The organism is uncultured Jannaschia sp., assembly GCF_947503795.1.
Classification (GTDB): Bacteria; Pseudomonadota; Alphaproteobacteria; order Rhodobacterales; family Rhodobacteraceae; genus Jannaschia.
Genome location: NZ_CANNEZ010000001.1, coordinates 667,972 through 685,703, shown reverse-complemented (window position 1 = coordinate 685,703; position 17,732 = coordinate 667,972). Strand labels below are relative to the sequence as shown.

The 17,732-nt window shown below is 69.4% G+C and carries 22 protein-coding genes and 2 tRNA genes; 7 read left to right on the top strand and 17 right to left on the bottom strand.

The genetic code is table 11. The features are described from left to right. Positions 1-18 precede the first annotated feature (18 nt). Entirely contained in the window at positions 19-969 is a 951-nt protein-coding gene (gene ispH, locus Q0833_RS03605; protein ID WP_298430346.1) for a 4-hydroxy-3-methylbut-2-enyl diphosphate reductase, read from the bottom strand. Between the two features lie 139 nt (positions 970-1,108). Between ispH and Q0833_RS03600 the strand changes: the two genes are divergently transcribed. Next, a complete protein-coding gene (locus Q0833_RS03600; protein ID WP_298430344.1) occupies positions 1,109-1,579 on the top strand; it encodes a cytochrome c in 471 nt (156 codons plus the stop codon). Positions 1,580-1,587: 8 nt separating this feature from the next. On the opposite strand, the gene Q0833_RS03595 is transcribed toward Q0833_RS03600, so the two are convergent. The 7 genes from Q0833_RS03595 to def (Q0833_RS03565) all read right to left on the bottom strand — a co-directional run bounded on the left by Q0833_RS03595 (position 1,588) and on the right by def (Q0833_RS03565) (position 6,375). Continuing rightward, on the bottom strand, positions 1,588-3,147 hold the full coding sequence (locus tag Q0833_RS03595) for a GMC family oxidoreductase (RefSeq protein ID WP_298430342.1): 1,560 nt from the start codon (positions 3,145-3,147) through the stop codon (positions 1,588-1,590). A 55-nt stretch (positions 3,148-3,202) separates the two neighbouring features. Then, complete coding sequence (locus Q0833_RS03590; RefSeq protein ID WP_298430339.1) at positions 3,203-3,439, bottom strand: hypothetical protein; 237 nt, start codon at positions 3,437-3,439, stop codon at positions 3,203-3,205. A 2-nt stretch (positions 3,440-3,441) separates the two neighbouring features. After that, positions 3,442-4,356 (bottom strand): methionyl-tRNA formyltransferase, encoded by a 915-nt coding sequence (gene fmt, locus Q0833_RS03585; protein ID WP_298430337.1) that lies wholly within the window; start codon positions 4,354-4,356, stop codon positions 3,442-3,444. A 148-nt stretch (positions 4,357-4,504) separates the two neighbouring features. Further along, positions 4,505-4,981 carry a peptide deformylase gene (gene def / locus Q0833_RS03580; RefSeq protein WP_298430335.1) on the bottom strand — a complete coding sequence of 159 codons (477 nt, stop codon included), beginning with the start codon at positions 4,979-4,981 and terminating at the stop codon, positions 4,505-4,507. After that, complete coding sequence (locus Q0833_RS03575; RefSeq protein WP_367274935.1) at positions 4,978-5,427, bottom strand: peptide deformylase; 450 nt, start codon at positions 5,425-5,427, stop codon at positions 4,978-4,980. Before Q0833_RS03575 ends, def (Q0833_RS03580) begins: the two co-directional genes overlap by 4 nt. Then, positions 5,424-5,864, bottom strand: coding sequence for a hypothetical protein (locus Q0833_RS03570; protein ID WP_298430333.1), 441 nt, complete (start codon positions 5,862-5,864; stop codon positions 5,424-5,426). The genes Q0833_RS03575 and Q0833_RS03570 overlap by 4 nt, the downstream gene beginning before the upstream one ends. Beyond that, entirely contained in the window at positions 5,857-6,375 is a 519-nt protein-coding gene (def, locus tag Q0833_RS03565) for a peptide deformylase (RefSeq protein ID WP_298430331.1), read from the bottom strand. Before def (Q0833_RS03565) ends, Q0833_RS03570 begins: the two co-directional genes overlap by 8 nt. A gap of 346 nt (positions 6,376-6,721) precedes the next feature. Here def (Q0833_RS03565) and Q0833_RS03560 point away from each other — a divergent pair, with 346 nt between their 5' ends. Both Q0833_RS03560 and Q0833_RS03555 read left to right on the top strand, forming a co-directional pair. Further along, positions 6,722-7,906, top strand: a complete 1,185-nt coding sequence (locus Q0833_RS03560; protein WP_298430329.1) for a MalY/PatB family protein — start codon at positions 6,722-6,724, stop codon at positions 7,904-7,906. Positions 7,907-7,960: 54 nt separating this feature from the next. Further along, positions 7,961-9,289, top strand: coding sequence for an AarF/ABC1/UbiB kinase family protein (locus Q0833_RS03555; RefSeq protein WP_298430327.1), 1,329 nt, complete (start codon positions 7,961-7,963; stop codon positions 9,287-9,289). Between the two features lie 32 nt (positions 9,290-9,321). Here Q0833_RS03555 and Q0833_RS03550 read toward each other — a convergent pair. Both Q0833_RS03550 and Q0833_RS03545 read right to left on the bottom strand, forming a co-directional pair. Next, a tRNA-His gene (locus tag Q0833_RS03550) sits at positions 9,322-9,398 on the bottom strand. Between the two features lie 84 nt (positions 9,399-9,482). Continuing rightward, a complete protein-coding gene (locus Q0833_RS03545; RefSeq protein WP_298430325.1) occupies positions 9,483-9,965 on the bottom strand; it encodes a GNAT family N-acetyltransferase in 483 nt (160 codons plus the stop codon). A gap of 46 nt (positions 9,966-10,011) precedes the next feature. Here Q0833_RS03545 and Q0833_RS03540 point away from each other — a divergent pair, with 46 nt between their 5' ends. Further along, positions 10,012-10,197, top strand: a complete 186-nt coding sequence (locus tag Q0833_RS03540; RefSeq protein ID WP_298430323.1) for a DUF6324 family protein — start codon at positions 10,012-10,014, stop codon at positions 10,195-10,197. Here the strand turns inward: Q0833_RS03540 and Q0833_RS03535 are convergent. The 4 genes from Q0833_RS03535 to Q0833_RS03520 form a co-directional block, all read right to left on the bottom strand. Continuing rightward, complete coding sequence (locus tag Q0833_RS03535) at positions 10,194-10,652, bottom strand: MmcB family DNA repair protein (RefSeq protein WP_298430321.1); 459 nt, start codon at positions 10,650-10,652, stop codon at positions 10,194-10,196. The genes Q0833_RS03540 and Q0833_RS03535 overlap by 4 nt on opposite strands. Positions 10,653-10,950: 298 nt before the next feature. Next, on the bottom strand, positions 10,951-11,664 hold the full coding sequence (locus tag Q0833_RS03530) for an alpha/beta fold hydrolase (RefSeq protein ID WP_298430319.1): 714 nt from the start codon (positions 11,662-11,664) through the stop codon (positions 10,951-10,953). After that, on the bottom strand, positions 11,661-12,254 hold the full coding sequence (locus tag Q0833_RS03525) for a 2-hydroxychromene-2-carboxylate isomerase (protein ID WP_298430317.1): 594 nt from the start codon (positions 12,252-12,254) through the stop codon (positions 11,661-11,663). Before Q0833_RS03525 ends, Q0833_RS03530 begins: the two co-directional genes overlap by 4 nt. 56 nt (positions 12,255-12,310) lie before the next feature. After that, the gene (locus tag Q0833_RS03520; protein ID WP_298430315.1) at positions 12,311-13,192 is read right to left on the bottom strand and encodes an HNH endonuclease; all 882 of its coding nucleotides are present in this window, start codon (positions 13,190-13,192) and stop codon (positions 12,311-12,313) included. A 111-nt stretch (positions 13,193-13,303) separates the two neighbouring features. On the opposite strand from Q0833_RS03520, the gene Q0833_RS03515 reads away from it, so the two are divergent. Beyond that, complete coding sequence (locus Q0833_RS03515; protein WP_298430313.1) at positions 13,304-14,332, top strand: ribose-phosphate pyrophosphokinase; 1,029 nt, start codon at positions 13,304-13,306, stop codon at positions 14,330-14,332. 10 nt (positions 14,333-14,342) lie between these two features. Here the strand turns inward: Q0833_RS03515 and Q0833_RS03510 are convergent, their stop codons facing one another. Then, on the bottom strand, positions 14,343-14,585 hold the full coding sequence (locus Q0833_RS03510) for a hypothetical protein (protein ID WP_298430312.1): 243 nt from the start codon (positions 14,583-14,585) through the stop codon (positions 14,343-14,345). Positions 14,586-14,698: 113 nt separating this feature from the next. On the opposite strand from Q0833_RS03510, the gene Q0833_RS03505 reads away from it, so the two are divergent. Together Q0833_RS03505 and Q0833_RS03500 are read left to right on the top strand one after the other, a co-directional pair. After that, positions 14,699-15,817: a class I SAM-dependent RNA methyltransferase gene (locus Q0833_RS03505; RefSeq protein WP_298430310.1), complete on the top strand. Its 1,119-nt coding sequence runs from the start codon at positions 14,699-14,701 to the stop codon at positions 15,815-15,817. A 38-nt stretch (positions 15,818-15,855) separates the two neighbouring features. Then, positions 15,856-16,125, top strand: coding sequence for a DUF1289 domain-containing protein (locus tag Q0833_RS03500; RefSeq protein ID WP_298430308.1), 270 nt, complete (start codon positions 15,856-15,858; stop codon positions 16,123-16,125). A gap of 30 nt (positions 16,126-16,155) precedes the next feature. Here Q0833_RS03500 and Q0833_RS03495 read toward each other — a convergent pair. Then, positions 16,156-16,232: transfer RNA gene (locus tag Q0833_RS03495), tRNA-Arg, on the bottom strand. A 59-nt stretch (positions 16,233-16,291) separates the two neighbouring features. Continuing rightward, a complete protein-coding gene (locus Q0833_RS03490; RefSeq protein ID WP_298430305.1) occupies positions 16,292-17,674 on the bottom strand; it encodes a HAMP domain-containing sensor histidine kinase in 1,383 nt (460 codons plus the stop codon). Positions 17,675-17,732: the final 58 nt, after the last annotated feature.

The following is a 17,732-nucleotide window of genomic DNA, read 5'->3' as shown; positions in this document are numbered from 1 at the left end:
GCTCCGCGCGCCCGACCCTCAGCCCGCCTGGCGCAGCACGCGGGGCACCTTGAACTCGACGTTCTCTTCGGCGGTGACAACCTGGTCCTCGGTGACGTCGTAGCGGTCGCGGAAGGCCTGCACGACTTCCTCGATGAGGATCTCGGGCGCACTCGCGCCTGCGGTGATGCCGACCGATGCGATGCCGTCGAGTGCGCGCCAGTCGATGTCGGAGGCCCGCTGCACGAGTTGCGCGTAGCCGCAGCCTGCCCGCGCCCCGACCTCGACCAACCGCTTTGAGTTCGAGGAGTTCGGGGCCCCGACCACCAGCATCGCGTCGACCTTGGGCGCCATGGCCTTCACGGCCTCCTGCCGGTTGGTCGTGGCGTAGCAGATGTCTTCCTTGTGCGGACCCACGATCGCCGGGAAGCGGGCCTTGAGGGCGGCCACGACCTCGGCCGTGTCATCGACCGAGAGCGTCGTCTGCGTGATGAAGGCCAGCCGGTCGGGATCGCGGGGCGTGAGCGTCGCGACATCCTCGGGCGTCTCGACCAGCAGCACCTCGCCCGGCGGCAACTGGCCCATCGTACCGATGGTTTCGGGATGGCCGGCATGGCCGATCATCACCATCTGGAGCCCCGCCTCGGAATGCCGCGCGGCCTCGATATGGACCTTGGAGACCAAGGGGCAGGTCGCGTCGACGAAGAGCATCTCGCGCGCTGCGGCCTCGGCCGGAACCGCCTTCGGCACGCCATGCGCGCTGAAGATCACGGGGCGGTCGGGGGGGCAGTCGTCCAGCTCCTCGACGAAGACCGCGCCCTTGTCGCGCAACCCGTCGACCACGAACTTGTTGTGCACGATCTCGTGGCGCACATAGACCGGCGCGCCCCACTTCTCGAGCGCCATCTCGACGATCTTGATGGCCCGGTCGACGCCCGCGCAGAACCCGCGCGGCGCGGCCATGTAGAGGGTCAGTGGGGGCTTACTCATCGCGGCGCTCCGTCGGTCCCTTCGGGATGTAGGCAATGCGCGGCATCGGGTAAAGCGACGGGCACCGCTCACGGTGTCGTGACTTCCCCTCCCCTGCGGGAAGGTTGCGATGCGCCGCGCACCTGACCCGGAGATCGCCATGCCCCGCCGCCTTCTGTTGATCGCCCTTGCCGCCGCCGCGGCGGTCGCGGCCTTCCTGCTCCGCCCGGTCCCGGCCGATGTCGATGCGGGGTCGCGGCTGGCGTATGACGACCCGGAGGTCGTCGCGCGCGGAGAGGTCATCTACGACGCGCAATGCGCCGCTTGCCACGGCGCCGACCTCGAAGGGCAACCCGACTGGCGCGTTCGCGATGCGGACGGTCTTCTGCCCGCGCCCCCGCATGACGAGAACGGTCACACCTGGCACCATCCGTCCGAGATGTTGATTGCGATCACGCGGCTTGGGTCGGAGGAGTTGGTCGGTGGCGGCTACAGGAGCGCGATGCAAGGCTTCGGCGACGTCTTGTCCGACGAGGAGATCGCCGCGACGCTTGCCTATATCAAGTCGACCTGGCCCGCCGAGATCATCGCCGCCCATGACGAGATCGACGCGCGCCACACCGAGCGCTGACCGCGTCCTCACGCCGTCATCATCGCCGCGGCCTTTTCGGCGATGGCGAGGGTCGGCGCGTTGGTGTTGCCCGATACGATCGACGGCATGACGCTGGCATCCACGACATGCAGCCCGCCGACCCCGATCACCGCCAGCCGGTCGTCGACGACGCGCCCCATGCCGCAGGTGCCGACGGGGTGGAAGATGCTCGACGCGTTGCGCGCGACCTCGGTCAGAAGCGCCTCGCGTTCGGTATGGACGTCGCCGGGGCGGACCTCTTCGGGCTGGAACGGCGCCAGCGGTGCTGCGCGGAAGAGGGCGCGGGTCCGCTCCATCGCGCGCATGGCGACGATGCGGTCGGCCTCGTCGGCGAGGTAGTTCGGCTGGATCTCGGGCGGGGTCGCGGGATCGGGGCTGACGGCGCGGACATGGCCGCGCGACCGCGGCCGCAGGTTGCAGACGCTGGCGGTGACGGCGGGAAACGGGTCGAGGGCCTCGCCGAAGGCTTCGAGGCTGAGCGGCTGGAAGTGGTATTGCAGATCCGCCGTCGCGACCTCGGGGCCGGACCGCAGGAAGGCGCCAAGCTGCGAGGGCGCCATCGACAGCGGCCCGCGCCGCCGCAGCGCATATTCCAGCGCGATCCGCGCCTTGCCCATCAGCGTCGCGGCGCGATCGTTCAGCGTCTCGGCGCCGCGGACGCGAAAGACCGGTCGCATCTGGAGGTGGTCCTGCAACTCGGCGCCGACGGCCGGGTTGTGGTGACGCGTCTCGATCCCGAGGGCCTGAAGCCGGTCGCCGTCCCCCACGCCCGAAAGCTCCAGCAGGTGCGGCGAGCCGATGGACCCCGCGCTCAGGATCACGCGGGCCGCCCCGATCCGCCGCCCGTCCATGAGTTCGATGCCGCGCGCGATGCCGCCCTCGATCACCACACGCGCGACCTGCGCGCCGACCGAGATGGCGAGATTCGCACGGCCCTGCGCGGGCTTGAGAAATGCGCCCGCCGCCGAAAGCCTGCGCCCGCCCCGCTGCGTCACCTGGTAGTAGCCCACGCCCTCGTTGTCGCCGCGATTGAAGTCGCGCGTCTCCGGCACGCCTGTGGCCACCATCGCGTCGCGCACGGCGTCGAGGATCGGCCAGTGCAGCCGCTGGCGGTCGATGGCCAGCTCGCCCGTCCCGCCATGCATCTCGTCGCCGCCGTCGACATGCGCTTCGTGCCGCTTGAAGTGGGGCAGCATGTCGTCCCAGCCCCAGCCGCGATGCCCGGCCTGCGCCCAACCGTCCCAGTCGGCGGCCTGCCCGCGCATGTAGATCATGCCGTTGATGCTGCTGCAGCCGCCGAGGACGCGGCCCCGCGGATAGGCCAGCGCGCGCCCGGCCAGCCCCGGCACCGGCGCCGTCCGGAGGCACCAGTCGGTGCGCGGGTTGTTCATGGTGTAGAGATACCCGGCCGGGACGTGGATCCACGGGTAGGTGTCGCGCCCGCCCGCCTCGACCAGAAGGACGCGGGTGGCGGGATCGGCGCTCAGGCGGTTGGCCAGAAGGCAGCCGGCCGTGCCCGCGCCCACGATGATGACGTCGTGATCCATGGCGGCCAGAGGATCACGCGCGGGCACGCGCGAAAAGCCCTGCGTCGCGCGGGCGTCAGCGCCGCCAGTGGAAGGGCACGATGATCAGCGCGCCGATCGACGCCGCGATGGCATTGAGCCCCGAGGAGCGGAACCCGATCCCGAACATCAGCGTCACGAAATACATCAGGAACGCGCCGCCGATGCAGATGATGATGCTCTGCAGGTAGCCGTTATGGGTGAAACCCGAGCGTTCGGAGATGTAGCCGACGATGCCCGCGATCACGACGGTTCCGATCAGGGTGGGAAACATGCTCAGCCCTCCAGCGGGTCGCCGGGTGCCAGCCGCGCGCCGTTTCGGAAATCGGCGCCCGAAACCGGGCCGCGCCCGGCCGGTTGCACCTCGAGCAGTTCGACCGCGCCGTCGCCGGTGCCGATCACGAGGCCCGGCGCGTCGGCCACGCATCCCGGTTCGGCCACGGCGCGCGCGGGTGCGGCGCGCAGCAGCTTCAGGCGCGCGCCGTCGCGCGTGACGTAGGCGCCGGGAAAGGGCGACAGACCGTTGATCTGGCGGCGGACGACATCCGCGCCCCAGCTCCAGTTGAGCGCGGCCTCGGACTTGTCGATCTTGGCGGCGTAGCTGACGCCGTCCTCGGGCTGGATCACGGGCGAAAGGCGTTCGATCTGCGGCAAGGTCGCGACGGCCAGCCGCGCGCCCATTTCCGCCAGACGCTCGTGCAGGTCGCCGCTGGTGTCGGAGGGGGCGATGTCGGTGCCCTCGCGCATCAGGACCGGCCCGGTGTCGAGCCCCGCCTCCATCGCCATGATGCACACGCCTGTGCGCGCGTCGCCCGCCATGATCGCGCGGTGGATCGGCGCCGCCCCGCGCCAGCGCGGCAGGAGCGAGGCGTGGACGTTGATGCAGCCGAGGCGCGGCGCGTCGAGGACGGGCTGCGGCAGGATTAGACCGTAGGCGACGACGACCGCGACATCGGCATCGAGGGCCGCGAAGTCGGCCTGCGCGGCCTCGTCCCGAAGCGAGCGCGGCGCGCGGACCTCGATCCCCAGAGCCTCGGCCCGGACCTGCACCGGCGAGGGTCGATCCTTCTTGCCGCGCCCGGCAGGACGGGGCGGCTGGGTGTAGGCACAGGCGATCTCGTGCCCGGCCCCGGCCAGCGCGTCCAGCACCGGCACGGCGAAATCCGGTGTGCCCATGAACACGATCCTCATGCGGCGATCTCTCCGAAGTCAGGTGTCGGGGCGAGGTAGGGCGAGGGACCGGCGGGGCGCGCCGGGCCTGCCGCGGGCGGGCGCGACAGCGGACGCGCCGGAACCCGCCGGCGGGCGCATGGCAGCGGGCGGTGGGCGCATAGGACCGTCACGCCTTGCGCGCCTTCCGAAGCAGCATGTCGCGCTTCGTCCGGCTGAGCCGGTCGAAGTACATCCGACCGTCCAGGTGGTCGATCTGATGCTGCACGCTCGTCGCCTCCAGCTTCACAAAATCGCGGCGGACCCGCGTGCCGGTCTCGTCGAGATAGGTAACGGTGACCGCGCGGGGCCGCTTCACCCGGGCCGACACGCCGGGGAGGTTCGGGGAGGCCTCGTCGTGCTCGCGCATCTCGACGCTCGAATGGAGCACGATCGGATCGGCCAGCCGGATCGGCCCCTCGCCCGCATCGACCACGGCGATCCGCCGCAGGATGCCGATCTGCGGCGCGGCCAGCCCGACGCCCGGCATCGCGTACATCGCATCGAGCATCCGCTGCCAGATCGCGCGCACCTCGTCATCGACCGTTCCGACCGGGGCCGCTTTCGTACGCAGCCGAGGGTCGGGCCAAGGGACGAAGCCACTCATTCCGGAGCCTCGGGATGGTCGAGGATCAGGATGCCGTCGAGATGGTCCATCTCGTGCGCGACGCAGGCGGCGGCGAAGCCCTCGAACGCCTCCTCGCGACGGATGCCGCCCGGGCCGTCGAATTCCAGCACGACGCGCCGGGGGCGCAGGACACGTCGCGGCGTGTCGGGGATCGAGAGGCATCCCTCCTCGTTTATCTGCTCGCCCTCGGTTCCCGTGATCACCGGGTTCACGAAGACACGCGGATCGGGCAGTCCCTCCTTCCACGTCGCGTCCATGACGAAGATGCGTTCGGTCACGCCGATTTGCGGCCCCGCGAGGCCCCGCCCCGGTGCGGCATACATCGTGTCGAGCATGTCGCGGGCCAGCCCCGTGACGTCACCCGTCACCGGCGTGCAGATCTCGGCGAGAACCGGATCGGGATACAGGCGAATCCCGAGGATCACGCCGCGCGCCAGGCGGCGAGGTTGGGGGAGGGTCGCATCATGTGCTCGATCCACGCGAGGCGCTCGGCCTCGATGACCTCCAGTTCCCAGACGCAGGCGAGAAGCGGGCGCTCGTCCACGCTCTCGAAGAGCGTCGCCCCGACATCCGCGCGGGCAAGCCGCTGGCAGAGGATGTCGGCATGCGCCCACCAATCCATAAGCAGCCAGATGCCCTGTTCGCCGCGATGGAGAATGCAGAAGGCCGCGCCCTCGGCCCCGCCCTCGATCGCCATCGCGTCGGGCAGCGTGTCCGCCACCACCCGCCACGCATCGGCCAGAAGGCCCGCTGGAGGAGCGTCCTGCCCCGCGGCGTCGATCCAGTGCATCTTCACCGGCACGCCCCAGACCTCGCCATCCGCCAGCCGCGCGCGCGTCCGGGGGCGGAAGACCTCAGCCACGGGCCAGCTCGCGCTTCAGCTTGACCATCTTGCGGGTGATCATCTGACGCCGCAGCGGCTTCAGGTGGTCGATGAAGAGCGTCCCGTCGAGATGATCGATCTCGTGCTGGACGCAGGTCGACCAGAGCCCGGCCATGTCCTCGGACCGCTCGGCGCCGTCGCGGTCGATCCAGTTAACGGTCACCTCGGACGGTCGCGTGACCTCGCCGTATTGATCGGGGATCGACAGGCAGCCTTCCTCGTAGGACGACATCTCGTCCGAGGCGGCGATGATCTTCGGATTGAACATGACGAGAGGACGGGGCGCCTCGCCCTCCTCCTTGATGCAGTCGAGCACGATCAACCGCACCCCCTGCCCCACCTGCGGCGCGGCGAGCCCGATGCCCGGCGCATCGTACATCGTCTCGAGCATATCGTCGGCCAGCGCGCGGAGCGCGTCCGAGAGGTCGGGGACCGGCTCGGCGACCTTCTTCAGGCGCGGATCGGGGTGGAGGAGGATAGGCCGTTTCACGTCGGCGGATGTAGGCCGCGCGGCCCGGTCGCGCAACCGGAACGCGGTGTCGATCCGTCGACCGGAGGCTTCGATATCGACCTCGGGGCGCAGGGCGGACGACAAGGCCGCCCGCATGGACGGTGAGCTTCGGCGTGGGTCGGACCCGACGGCACCGAGCCGGTGGTACAGCCAGAGGTCGCGGGCGCTTGCTCGCAGAACCAGCCGCCAGCGTTCTTCGCACGTACAAAGGTCGCGGACGAACTGAAAAATCGTTTGAAACGCAAGGCCATGGTTTCGATCATCGGCTTGCGACCGGCGAGGCCCGGTGGCACATCTGCCCCGCAACCCGCCAGGAGATCCTCACATGAATGCAGACCCCCGGTTCGACGAGATCATCGATCGTCGCGGCACCAACTGCACGAAGTGGGACAAGATGGAGCAGATCTACGGCGTGCCGGCGGAGGATGGCATTGCCATGTGGGTCGCCGACATGGATTTCCGTGTCCCCGACTTCATCACCGCCGCGGTGCGCGACCTGATCGATCACGGTGTGCTCGGATATTACGGCGACGACGGCCCCTACCGCGAGGCGATCCGCTGGTGGATGCGGGAACGTCACGGATGGAGCATCGACGCGGATGCCATCTTCACGACCCACGGCCTTGTCAACGGCACGGCGCTCTGCGTCGACACCTGGACCGATCCGGGCGACGGGGTGGTCCTGTTCACGCCGGTTTATCACGCCTTCGCCCGCGTGATCCGCGGGGCCGAGCGCGTCGTCGTGGAATGCGAGATGCCCTTCGCGGATGGGCGCTACGAGACGGATTTCGATGCCTGGGACGCGCAGGTCGAGGGCACGGGCGCGAAGATGATGATCCTCTGTTCGCCGCACAATCCCAACGGCCGGGTCTGGACGCGCGCCGAGCTCGAGGGCTTCGCCGCCTTCGCCAAGCGCCACGACCTGATCCTCGTCTCCGACGAGATCCATCACGACCTCGTCTATCCGGGTCAGACGCATATCCCGATGGCCGCGATCGACGGGATCGCGGACCGGCTTGTGATGATGAGTTCCACCAACAAGACCTTCAACCTGTCCGGCGGCCATACGGGCAACGTGATCGTCCACGATCCGCATCTGCGCGCGCAGTTCGCGGCCCGGATGCTGGGCCTGGGCATCTCGGCCAATTCGTTCGGTCTGGTGATGGCCAAGGCGGCCTATTCGCCCGAAGGCGCGGCCTGGGTGGACGACCTGATGGTCTATCTCGACGGCAACCGGGCGCTGTTCGACGAGGGAATCGCGGCAATCCCCGGCGTCGCTTCCGTACCGCTCGAGGCGACCTATCTCAGCTGGGTCGATTTCTCCGGCACCGGTATGGCGCGCGAGGAGTTCACCGCGCGGGTCGAGCGTGACGCGAAGATCGCCGTGAACCATGGCCCGACCTTCGGGAAGGGCGGCGACAGCTTCCTGCGGTTCAACATCGCGACGCCGCGGGCGAATGTCGTGCGGGCGGTCGAGCGGATGCAGGCGGCGTTCGCCGACCTGCAATAGACCTCGCCCGGCCCGGCATGCGGCCTAGCTGACGGGCATCCTGCAGGAGGCCCCATGCCCGACCGCCCGTCCTTCGGCCGCCCCGTCCCCGTGCCCGCCGGTCGCCTGTCGCGTATGACGCGGCTGGGTGCCATGGTCGCGGGGGTCGCGGGCAACATGGCGATGGGCGGGGCGGCGGACCTTGCGCGGGGGCGGCGCCCGACGTCGCGCGATCTTCTCCTGACGCCGGGCAATCTCAGACGCATCACCGACGAGCTGGCGCGGATGCGCGGTGCTGCGATGAAGATGGGTCAACTCATCTCGATGGATGCGGGCGAACTGCTGCCGCCCGAGATGGCGGCCATCATGGCCCGGTTGCGGGCCGAGGCCGACACGATGCCGCCCGCGCAGCTCAAGCGCGTCCTCGACGCCGAATGGCCGCGCGGCTGGGTTCAGACGCTCCGGTCCTTCGACGTGCTCCCCATCGCCGCCGCCTCCATCGGTCAGGTCCACCGCGCCTGCTTGGCCGACGGGCGCGGTGTCGCGGTCAAGGTCCAATATCCCGGCGTCGCCCGAAGCATCGACAGCGACGTGGCCAATGTCGCGGCCCTTGTGAAGATGTCGGGCCTGATGCCCGCGGGCTTCGACCTCGCCCCCTATGTCGAGGAGGCGCGGTTGCAGCTCCATGCCGAGACGGACTACGCCGCCGAGGCCGCGCATATGTCGCGCTTCGCGGCGCTGCTGCGGGGCGATGCGGCCTTTGCGATCCCTGCGCCCGTCCCGGAGTGGAGTACGCCGCGCATCCTGACGATGACCTATCTCGACGGGGCGCCGCTCGACGCGCTCGAGACGGCGGACCAGACGACGCGCGACCGGGTCGCGACGCGGCTCATCGCGCTTCTTCTGCGGGAGCTCTTCGAATTCGGGCTGATACAGACGGACCCGAACCTCGCCAATTACCGCTACAATGCGGCCGCGGATCGGCTGATCCTCCTGGATTTCGGGGCGACGCGGGCCCTCCAACCCGGCATCGTCGCCGATTATGCCGACCTGATGCGCGCGGGGCTGGCGGGCAACGCGGAGCGGGTCGATGCCGTGGCCCGGCGGATCGGCTTCTACGACGCGGAGACCGCGCCTGCCGACGCTGCCCGCATCCGCGTCATGATGGAGATGGTGTTCGCTCCGCTTCGGGGCGAAACCTACGATTTCGGCGATCGCGCCATCATGCAGCGGCTGCGCGCCGAGGGCCTCGCGCTGGGCGAGAGCGGGTTCGTCCCGCCGCCCCTGCCGATCGACGCGCTGTTCCTGCAACGAAAGCTGGCGGGGCTGTTTCTGATCGCGGCGAAGCTGCGGGCGCGCGTTCCTGTGGCGAAGCTCCTCGCGACGCATCTGCCGGACGCCTGAGGCGTCGCGTGTCGGTGCGCATCGGAAAGAGGTGGTACCACCGCCCCGGCTCGAACGGGGGACCTCCTGATCCACAATCAGGCGCTCTAACCAACTGAGCTACGGCGGCACTGGGCGCGGCAATAACGCTCCCTCGGCGCTCGTGCAAGCCCGGAGCGCGCGCCCGTCGCGACGTCCGCGGCGCCCTGCGCCGTCAGAGGTCCAGCACCCAGTTCTGCTCGAGCGTGGGCTGCCCGAAGGCCACCACCGGCGTCTCGTCCAGAAGACGGAACCCGTTGCGACGATAGAGCTTTCCCGCCGCGCGGTGGCTCTCGTGGGTCCAGAGGACGACCCGCACCGCACCGGTGTCGCGGGCATGGGAGATCAGCGTATCCAGAAGGTGCTGCGCCAGTCCCGTTCCACGCATCTCGGGCTCGACGAGGAACATGCGCAGCTTGGCGGTGTCGGCGGCCGGGCGCGTCGTGAATACGCATCCCACGCGTCGCCCGTCGTCATCCGTCGCGATCCATGCCCGCTCGGGCGGGCGGCGGTCGCGGATGAACTCCGACAGGATACCGGCCACCAGCGCCTCGAACGCGATGTCGTAGCCTTCGTCCGTCCAGTAGAGCTCGCCATGGCGCATCGTCACCCAACCCGCATCGCCGGGTTCGAGATCGCGAAGGCTGATTCCGTCCATGCGCGCAGGCTTGCGCGACGCCCGCCGCCTCGTCTAGAGGCTCGGCATGGGTATCAACGACCAGAGCGACGCCGAAGCGAACCTGCAGATCGGGCCGACCGATACGGGCATGGTCCGCATCTTCGTGGAAAGCGGCGGGACCGAGATCTCGATGGATTTCGACACCGACGAGGCGATGGAGATCGCCGAGGAGATCCGCGCCGCCGCCGCGATGGTCGCGAAGGCCCGCTAGCCCCCCGCCGTCAGCATCGGATCGCGCGCCCAGTGCAGCCGCTGGGCGGCACACCGCGCGAATTTCAGCACCAGCGCCTTGCGCCGCGCGGCCGCCAGCTTGGTTGCCTCCGGGGTCCGCACGACCTCCGCGCCGAACCCGTCGGCAAGGATCAAACCCGTCTCATCGGGCAGGATCTCGGTCGGGAAATCGCCGTCCACCGCCCAGAAGAACCGATCGGCCCATTCCAGATAGCCCTGCCACTTCAGATCGCTCGTGAAGTCGGCGCGCGAGGATTTGCACTCGATCACCCAGACCTCGCCCTTGGGGCCCAGCGCCATCACGTCGACGCGCTTGCCGCGCTCGGGCGCGAACTCCTCGAGGCACATGAAATCATGGTCGCGCAGATGCCGCATCACGCCCCGCGCCAGAAGGCGACCGGGCTGGAGCGGGGTCTGGGTCTCGCGCAGCAACATGTCCCTTTCGTGAACGAAAGGTGAACTGCTGTCCAGCCCGTCCGCCGACTTGTCCGAGGGGCCGGCGAGGCCTAGATGCTGTCGGGACGATGCTTCTGCGCTTCTTGTCATCACGGCTAAATTCCGGTGGCCTTAAGCAATTCCGAGGGAGCTGGCTCTGGTATGGCCCTGGTCATGCTACCTGGCGCCCACCTGTACATACAGGTCCTCGGGAATGAATGCCGGACGGTCGCCGCGGTTCATCGTCACAGCGCCCCCGCCTCCGGGCGGGGGCGTCGTTCGTTTCAGGCAGGCAAGGTTAGCGCAGCAGCGCCGCCGTCTCTGCCGGCATCTCCATCGGGATCATGTGGCCATGGCCCAGCCGCCGGACCACCGCGCCGGGCAATTGGGCCGCAAGACCGCGTGCGATCCCGTCGGTGATCGGGGGCGGATCCTGACGCGTCACGATCGTCACGGGCGGCGGTGCAGTCGGGAGGCGGTCGAGGATATCGTGGATGTCGTCGACGATCCCCGGTCCAGACGCGGCAATCAGGTGAATGCGCTCCGTGATGTAGAGGCGCTGGCGGTCCGACAGGGCGTCCCAGGCGCGCCCGTCGCCCCATAGGCCGGTGAACTGGCGGGCCGCCGCCTCGCGCGCGCCGGCATCCAGTGCCGCGTGAAAGCCGGCCATGTCGCGCGCATGGGCAAGCCGCTCCGCCTCGGGTGCGGCCGCGAACATCACCGGCTCGATCAGGGTGAGGCTGCGGATGCGGCCGGAGTCCTCGGCCAGCATCCGCAGGGCCACGCAGCCGCCATAGCTATGGCCGACCACGTCGACGGCCCCCTCGGGCATGGCGCGCCGCGCCACCTCCAGCGCCGCGTCCATATAGGCGCCGGTGCCGTCCCAGCCGTCCGCGCCGTGGCCGGGCAGGTCCGGGCAGATCATCATCCGCTCCGGCAGGGCCGCGCGCACGCCGCGCCATGCCGCCCCCGAGGCCAGCATGCAGTGAAGCGCGAGGATCGGCTCCCTCACGCGGTGGCGGCGAGATGCGCGTCGAGCTGGTCCAGACGATCCACGCCCCAGAACCGCTCCTCTCCGACGATGAAGAACGGCGCGCCGAAGGCCCCGGCGGCGACCGCGTCCTCGAGGTTGCGCGCGTATTGCTCGGCCCCCGCCATCATCCCGCGCGACGCGAGCGCCCGATCGAAGCCCGCCGCAGCGAGACAGTCGGCGATCACCGCGTCATCGGCGATGTCGCGCTCCTCGGCCCAGCAGGCACGGGTCAGCCCGGCCAGAAGGGCCGCCACATCGCCGGTGCCATCCGCCATCGCCGCGATGAGCGCGTAGGACGACGGCGCGGGATTGGTCGGCCAATGCGCCGGGTGCAGGTTGATCGGCATGTCGCGCGCCGCGGCCGTGCGCCGGATCTCCTGCAGGCGATATGCCTTGCGGTTCTCGTGGCGGTCCTTCGGGGGCGTCCCGCCCGTGCGCGCGAAGAGCCCCATGATGTCGAGCGGCTTGTAGTTGAGCGTCGCGCCGTGCCTTGCCGCGATCGCGGCGGGATCGGTCCCGGCAAGATAGGTGAAGGGCGAGATGGTCGCGAGGTAATAGTCGATCTGCATGGCACGGGCTCCGTTGGGCTCCCGCGGACGGTAGGCGCGCCCGGGGCCGCAGGCAATCACGCCCGGCCGAACACCTCCTCGCGGTGATAGGCGAGGTAGTCGGGGTGCGGCCGCATCCGGGGGTCGGCGGGCAGGCGCAGCCTCATGTCCGGCGCAAAGAGTCGACGCGCCGTCTCGGCGTCGACCTTGTTGTGGCTGACGAGGATGCGGTGATCTTCGGCCACCGAGACGAGGCCACGGTCGAACATCCAGTGCAGCGTCCCCGAAAGGGCCAGCCCGTTCGGCACCACATCCGGCCCACCGTCGGCCACGGGCCGGATATGCGCGGCCTGCACCTCCGCGCGCCCGCCACCGTTCCGCAGCCGCAGCCCGGAGATCGCGCAGCGCCCGTCATAGGCCCGCTTCACCATCCGCGCGAATTGCGCGTCGCGGAGCGGTCGGGAGGTCAGGACCTGGAGGCGATCGCCTGCCAGACGCGCCTGCGGCACGTCCTGCAACCCGTCAAAGAGCGGTCCGGTGCGGGGATGCGCGTCGGCATCCGCGCGTGGCGCGAGGCCCGCCTCCACGATCGCGGCGAACTCCGCTTGCGAGATCGAGCGCACCGCCGAGACGTTGCTGCCGCCCGATGCGGGAAGGCCCGTCTCGTAGCGCCGGCCATCGGGGCGCTGTCGCGGCACGACCCCGGCCTCGAACCCGAGCAGCGTCGACAGGTCGAGATCGGCGTAGAAATGCGTGGGATCGGCCGGGTCCGGCCGGATGCCGGCGACCTTCTGGACATGGGTGTACCCCAGCGCGCCCGCCTTGCCTTCGTAGAAGATCACCCAGTCGCCGACGCACGCCTCGAGTCGCCCGAGATAGCGGCGCGGGAAGTGATACCGCTCACCATGCGCGTCGTCGTAGATCGAGATCGGGTTCTGGATGAGGACGGCGTGGGCCATGGACCATTCGTCACGGGATTGCACCCGTCGGACAAGCCCTTCTTTGCCCAAGCCCCACCGGGTGCTACGCGAACGTCACCCCTTCGCGCCCCCGATTCGAGAGAAGCGCCCATGCCAAGCCCCGACCCGAAGATCATCTCCGGAAACGCCAACCGACCTTTGGCCAAGGGGATTGCCCGCCGGATGTCGATGCATCGGGGGGTTCAGGTCGGGCTGGTCGACGCGCGGGTCGAACGGTTCAACGACGGCGAGATCTTCGTCGAGGTCTTCGAGAACGTGCGCGGCGAGGACATGTTCATCGTCCAGTCGACCTCGAACCCGGCGAACGACAACCTGATGGAGCTCCTGATCATGGCGGACGCGCTGCGGCGCTCCTCGGCGGCGCGCATCACCGCCGTGATCCCCTATTTCGGCTATGCCCGGCAGGATCGCCGCACCAAGGCGCGCACGCCGATCTCGGCCAAGCTGGTCGCCAACCTGATCGCAGGGTCCGGCATCGAGCGCGTGCTGACGATGGATCTGCACGCGGCCCAGATCCAGGGCTTCTTCGATATCCCGGTCGACAACCTCTACGCCTCGCCGATCTTCGCGCTCGACATCCTGCACCACTTCAAGGGCGCGATGGACGACGTCATGGTCGTCAGCCCCGATGTCGGCGGCGTGGCCCGCGCGCGCGAACTGGCCCAGCGCATCAAGGCCCCCCTCTCGATCGTGGACAAGCGCCGCGAGAAGGCGGGCGAAGTGGCCGAGATGACCGTCATCGGCGAGGTCGCGGGAAAGCGCTGCATCATCGTCGACGACATCTGCGACACGGCCGGAACGCTCTGCAAGGCGGCGGATGTCCTGATCGACGCGGGCGCGACCGAAGTCCATGCCTACATCACCCACGGCGTCCTCTCGGGCCCGGCCGTGGGACGGATCACCAAGTCGCAGCTGAAAAGCCTCGTGATCTCCGACAGCATCGCGCCGACCGAGCCGGTGAAGGAATGCGCCAATATCCGCATCGTGCCGACGGCGCCGATGTTCACGCAGGCGATCCTGAACATCTGGAACGGCACGAGCGTCTCGAGCCTCTTCGACACGCAGACGCTGGAGCCGATCTACGAGCCGCTCTATCCGGGGCTGGCACTCGACGGCTGAGGGCCGCCCGTCAGTCCCAGAGCGTCAGGACCAGGACGATCGGCGCGATGAACACGAACCAGATGCAGAACAGCATCGCCCAATAGCCGCCGATGTTCCAAAGCTTCATCTCGGGATCGTCCGGATCGCCGGCGGGGGCGGTGGTGCCGAACTGGCGCGCGGCGGCGGTGCGGCGGTCGAGATGGTCCCGCGCATGGGCCTGCTGCGCGTCCAGTTGCGCGCGGTGCCATTCGGTCATGTCATGGGCTTTCATCGGTCCATCCCTCAAGATCCTCGGGGTCGAAATGGGTCGCATGGCCGCGAAGTCCACATCCCGATCGGTCGATTGCCGCTGACGGCATCCCGCATCCGGGCTAGAGCCACGCGATGGACCGGTTCGAGATCTTTCTGATGGCCCCGCCGGGGCTGGAGTCCGCGCTGGCCGCCGAGGTGGCCGAGGCCGGATTCGACGCGCCCGCGACGGTGCCGGGCGGCGTCACGATCGAAGGGGGCTGGCCGGAGATCTGGCGCGCCAATCTCGTGCTTCGCGGCGCAGGCCGTGTGCTGGCGCGGATCGGCTCGTTCCGGGCGTTCCACCTGGCACAGCTCGACAAGCGGGCGCGCAAGTTTCCCTGGGGCGACGTGTTGCGCGCCGATGTGCCCGTGCGGGTCGAAGTGGCGACCAACCGGAAGTCCAAGATCTACCATGCCGGCGCCGCCCAGCAGCGGATCGAGACCGCCATCGCCGAGGAGCTGGGCGCCCCCATCGCCGCCGATGCCCCGGTTACGGTCAAGGCGCGGATCGACGACAATCTCGTCGTCCTCAGCGTCGATACCTCCGGCGAGGGCCTGCACAAGCGCGGGCACAAGCAGGCCGTCGGCAAGGCCCCGATGCGCGAGACGATGGCCGCGCTCCTCTTGCGCGAATGCGGCTTTCGCGGGGCCGAGCCGGTACTCGACCCGATGTGCGGCTCCGGCACCTTCGTAATCGAGGCTGCCGAGATCGCGGCTGGCCTGCATCCCGGCCGCGCGCGCAGCTTCGCGTTCGAAGACCTCGCGACCTTCGACGCGGCCGCCTGGTCGGCGATGCGCGCGCCCGCCGATGCCGCCGTTCCAGCCGTTCGGTTCCACGGCTCCGATCGGGATGCGGGCGCGTTCACCGCCGCCCGCGCCAATGCCGAGCGGGCGGGCGTCGCGGAACTCGTGTCCTTCGAGAAGCGCGCCGTGTCCGAGATCGCGCCCCCGGATGGGCCGCCCGGCCTCGTGATCGTCAATCCGCCCTACGGCCGGCGGGTCGGGGATCGCAAACCGCTCTACGGCCTGCACGGCGCGTTGGGCGCCGCACTAATGGACCGTTTCGCGGGCTGGCGCGTCGGGATCGTGACGACCGAGGCGTCGCTGGCGCAGGCGACCGGCCTGCCCCTCCTGTCCCCCGGCCCGCCCATCGCCCATGGTGGCCTGCGCGTGCGCCTCTGGCGAACCGAAGCGTTGGGTCAGAAAACCTGAGGCTGGGCAGAGCTGCCGCGCAATCCATCTGTGTCATCATGGCCAAGACCCAGTCCCCCTGCCTCGGCATCTGCACCTATAGGCGTGCCGGACCAGCCGGGCGGCACTGCCTCGCCTGCTCGATGACGAAGGCTCAGAAGGCGCTGGCGAAACAGGCGAAATCCAAGGCCGCGCGCGAGGGGTTCATCGCCCTCGTGATGGCGCAACAGGCCGCGATGGGGCGCTACGGCCACTGGCGGTCGGCCTATCTGGCACGGGCCGCGAAGAAGGGGCGGCGCCCGGCAAAGGTCGTCACGCGCGCGGACTGACGGCGCGTCGGATCGTCGATCTGGGGGATATGGCGCGCTGGGGAGGATTCGAACCCCCGACCCCTTGATTCGTAGTCAAGTACTCTATCCAACTGAGCTACCAGCGCACTACGGGGCGGCAGATAGCCCCGGCGGCAGGCGAGAGCAAGGGCTTTCCGATCCCGCCTTACGCCCCGTCGAGTTCGCGCGGGAGGCGGATGCAAAACACCGTTCCGGCCTCGTCCGTCCGCTCCAGCGCCAGCTCGCCGCCATGCCCCCGCACCAGCTCCTGCGCGATCACGAGGCCGAGGCCCGTGCCCCCCTTTCGGACATTGCCCTGGAACGCCTGGAACAGGTTTTCCTGCGCGCGCGGCGGCAGGCCGGGTCCGGTGTCGCAGACGCGGATATGCCAGGCTGTCGGGTCTTCGGCGGCCTTCACCTCGATCACGCCGGGCTGGCCGGTGGCGGCGATGGCCTGGCGGGCGTTGCGAATGAGGTTGCCGACCACGCGGTACATCTGCTCGGGGTCGGCGCGGAACCACATGCCGGGCGGCGCGTCGAAGCGGATGTCGATCTCGCCCGCCGCGAGGGCCTCGGCCTCGCACACCTCCTCGAGGAATGTCTGGGCGTCGATGCGCGTCAGGGCGGGCGGCGCCTCTTCGGCGCGCCCGAAGGCAAGCGTGCCCTCGGTCAGGTTCACCGCGCGCGTCAGCGAGGCGACGATCTTTGGCCCGACACGCTTGACCGTCGGGTCGTCCACCCGCTCCATCCGGTCGGCCAGGAGGGTCGCGGTCGTCAGGATGTTGCGCAGGTCGTGGCTGATCTTGGCAACCGCCCCGCCGAGCTGGGCCAGCCGCTCCTTCTGCCGCAGGCTGCCGGTGAGTTGGGTCTCGAGGTCGCGAAGCGTCGTTTCGGCCTCGTGCAACTCGCGGATGCCCGAGCGCGGCTCGATCACGCGGCGCGCATCCTCGGGCGCCTCCGCATAGCGCTTCATCTGACCCACGAGCCCCCGGATCGGCAGGACCATCAGCCGGCGAACGGCAAGGAAGAGGAACACCGCGGTAATGATCGAAATGGCCAGCGACAGCATCAGGATGTTGATCCCGTAATCGATCATCGCTGCCCTGAGGTCGGTGGTGTCGAGCGCCGCCTCGATCTGCATGCCGCCGCCGCGCGCGGGCTCGGCGATGACCCGGATGACATCGCCGCCGGGCATGAAATAGCGGCTGACGGCGTCGCGGATCAGCACCCAGGCCGGCGGGTCGCGCAAATCGACGGTGCGGGAGACGGGGCCGGGCAGGTCCGAGGACAGCACCAGCTGGCGCATGGAGTCCCGCCGCAGCACGACATTGAGGACGCCCGCGTTGTCCAGAAGCTCGGCCTCGACATCGGGCGAGATCATCTCGGACGCGCCCAGAAGCGCCAGCGATGCGATCTGCGCACGCTCCATCCGGTCGGTCAGGTAATCCAGACGGAACCGCGCGATGGAGGGCACGAAGATCAGAACCTCCGCCAGCATCACGAAGATGACGGTAAGGATCAGAAATCGCCCGGACAGGGTGGTGAGCATGGTCGCGCCGTTCGTGGTTGCGATGCCGTTATGCCCCCTGCCCCGCCTTCGGGACAGG

Excerpts from the sequence above, each read along its gene's own strand:
- Q0833_RS03540 (WP_298430323.1), top strand. The coding sequence starts at position 10,012 with ATGGGTATCAACGACCAGAGCGACGCCGAAGCGAACCTGCAGATCGGG.
- ispH (WP_298430346.1), bottom strand. The coding sequence starts at position 969 with ATGAGTAAGCCCCCACTGACCCTCTACATGGCCGCGCCGCGCGGGTTC.
- Q0833_RS03490 (WP_298430305.1), bottom strand. The coding sequence starts at position 17,674 with ATGCTCACCACCCTGTCCGGGCGATTTCTGATCCTTACCGTCATCTTC.
- def (WP_298430335.1), bottom strand. The coding sequence starts at position 4,981 with ATGAGTGGCTTCGTCCCTTGGCCCGACCCTCGGCTGCGTACGAAAGCG.
- Q0833_RS03595 (WP_298430342.1), bottom strand. The coding sequence starts at position 3,147 with ATGGATCACGACGTCATCATCGTGGGCGCGGGCACGGCCGGCTGCCTT.
- Q0833_RS03590 (WP_298430339.1), bottom strand. The coding sequence starts at position 3,439 with ATGTTTCCCACCCTGATCGGAACCGTCGTGATCGCGGGCATCGTCGGC.
- Q0833_RS03500 (WP_298430308.1), top strand. The coding sequence starts at position 15,856 with ATGGCCAAGACCCAGTCCCCCTGCCTCGGCATCTGCACCTATAGGCGT.
- fmt (WP_298430337.1), bottom strand. The coding sequence starts at position 4,356 with ATGAGGATCGTGTTCATGGGCACACCGGATTTCGCCGTGCCGGTGCTG.
- Q0833_RS03600 (WP_298430344.1), top strand. The coding sequence starts at position 1,109 with ATGCCCCGCCGCCTTCTGTTGATCGCCCTTGCCGCCGCCGCGGCGGTC.
- Q0833_RS03525 (WP_298430317.1), bottom strand. The coding sequence starts at position 12,254 with ATGCAGATCGACTATTACCTCGCGACCATCTCGCCCTTCACCTATCTT.
- Q0833_RS03535 (WP_298430321.1), bottom strand. The coding sequence starts at position 10,652 with ATGTTGCTGCGCGAGACCCAGACCCCGCTCCAGCCCGGTCGCCTTCTG.
- Q0833_RS03520 (WP_298430315.1), bottom strand. The coding sequence starts at position 13,192 with ATGGCCCACGCCGTCCTCATCCAGAACCCGATCTCGATCTACGACGAC.
- Q0833_RS03555 (WP_298430327.1), top strand. The coding sequence starts at position 7,961 with ATGCCCGACCGCCCGTCCTTCGGCCGCCCCGTCCCCGTGCCCGCCGGT.
- Q0833_RS03545 (WP_298430325.1), bottom strand. The coding sequence starts at position 9,965 with ATGGACGGAATCAGCCTTCGCGATCTCGAACCCGGCGATGCGGGTTGG.
- Q0833_RS03510 (WP_298430312.1), bottom strand. The coding sequence starts at position 14,585 with ATGAAAGCCCATGACATGACCGAATGGCACCGCGCGCAACTGGACGCG.
- Q0833_RS03505 (WP_298430310.1), top strand. The coding sequence starts at position 14,699 with ATGGACCGGTTCGAGATCTTTCTGATGGCCCCGCCGGGGCTGGAGTCC.
- Q0833_RS03560 (WP_298430329.1), top strand. The coding sequence starts at position 6,722 with ATGAATGCAGACCCCCGGTTCGACGAGATCATCGATCGTCGCGGCACC.
- Q0833_RS03515 (WP_298430313.1), top strand. The coding sequence starts at position 13,304 with ATGCCAAGCCCCGACCCGAAGATCATCTCCGGAAACGCCAACCGACCT.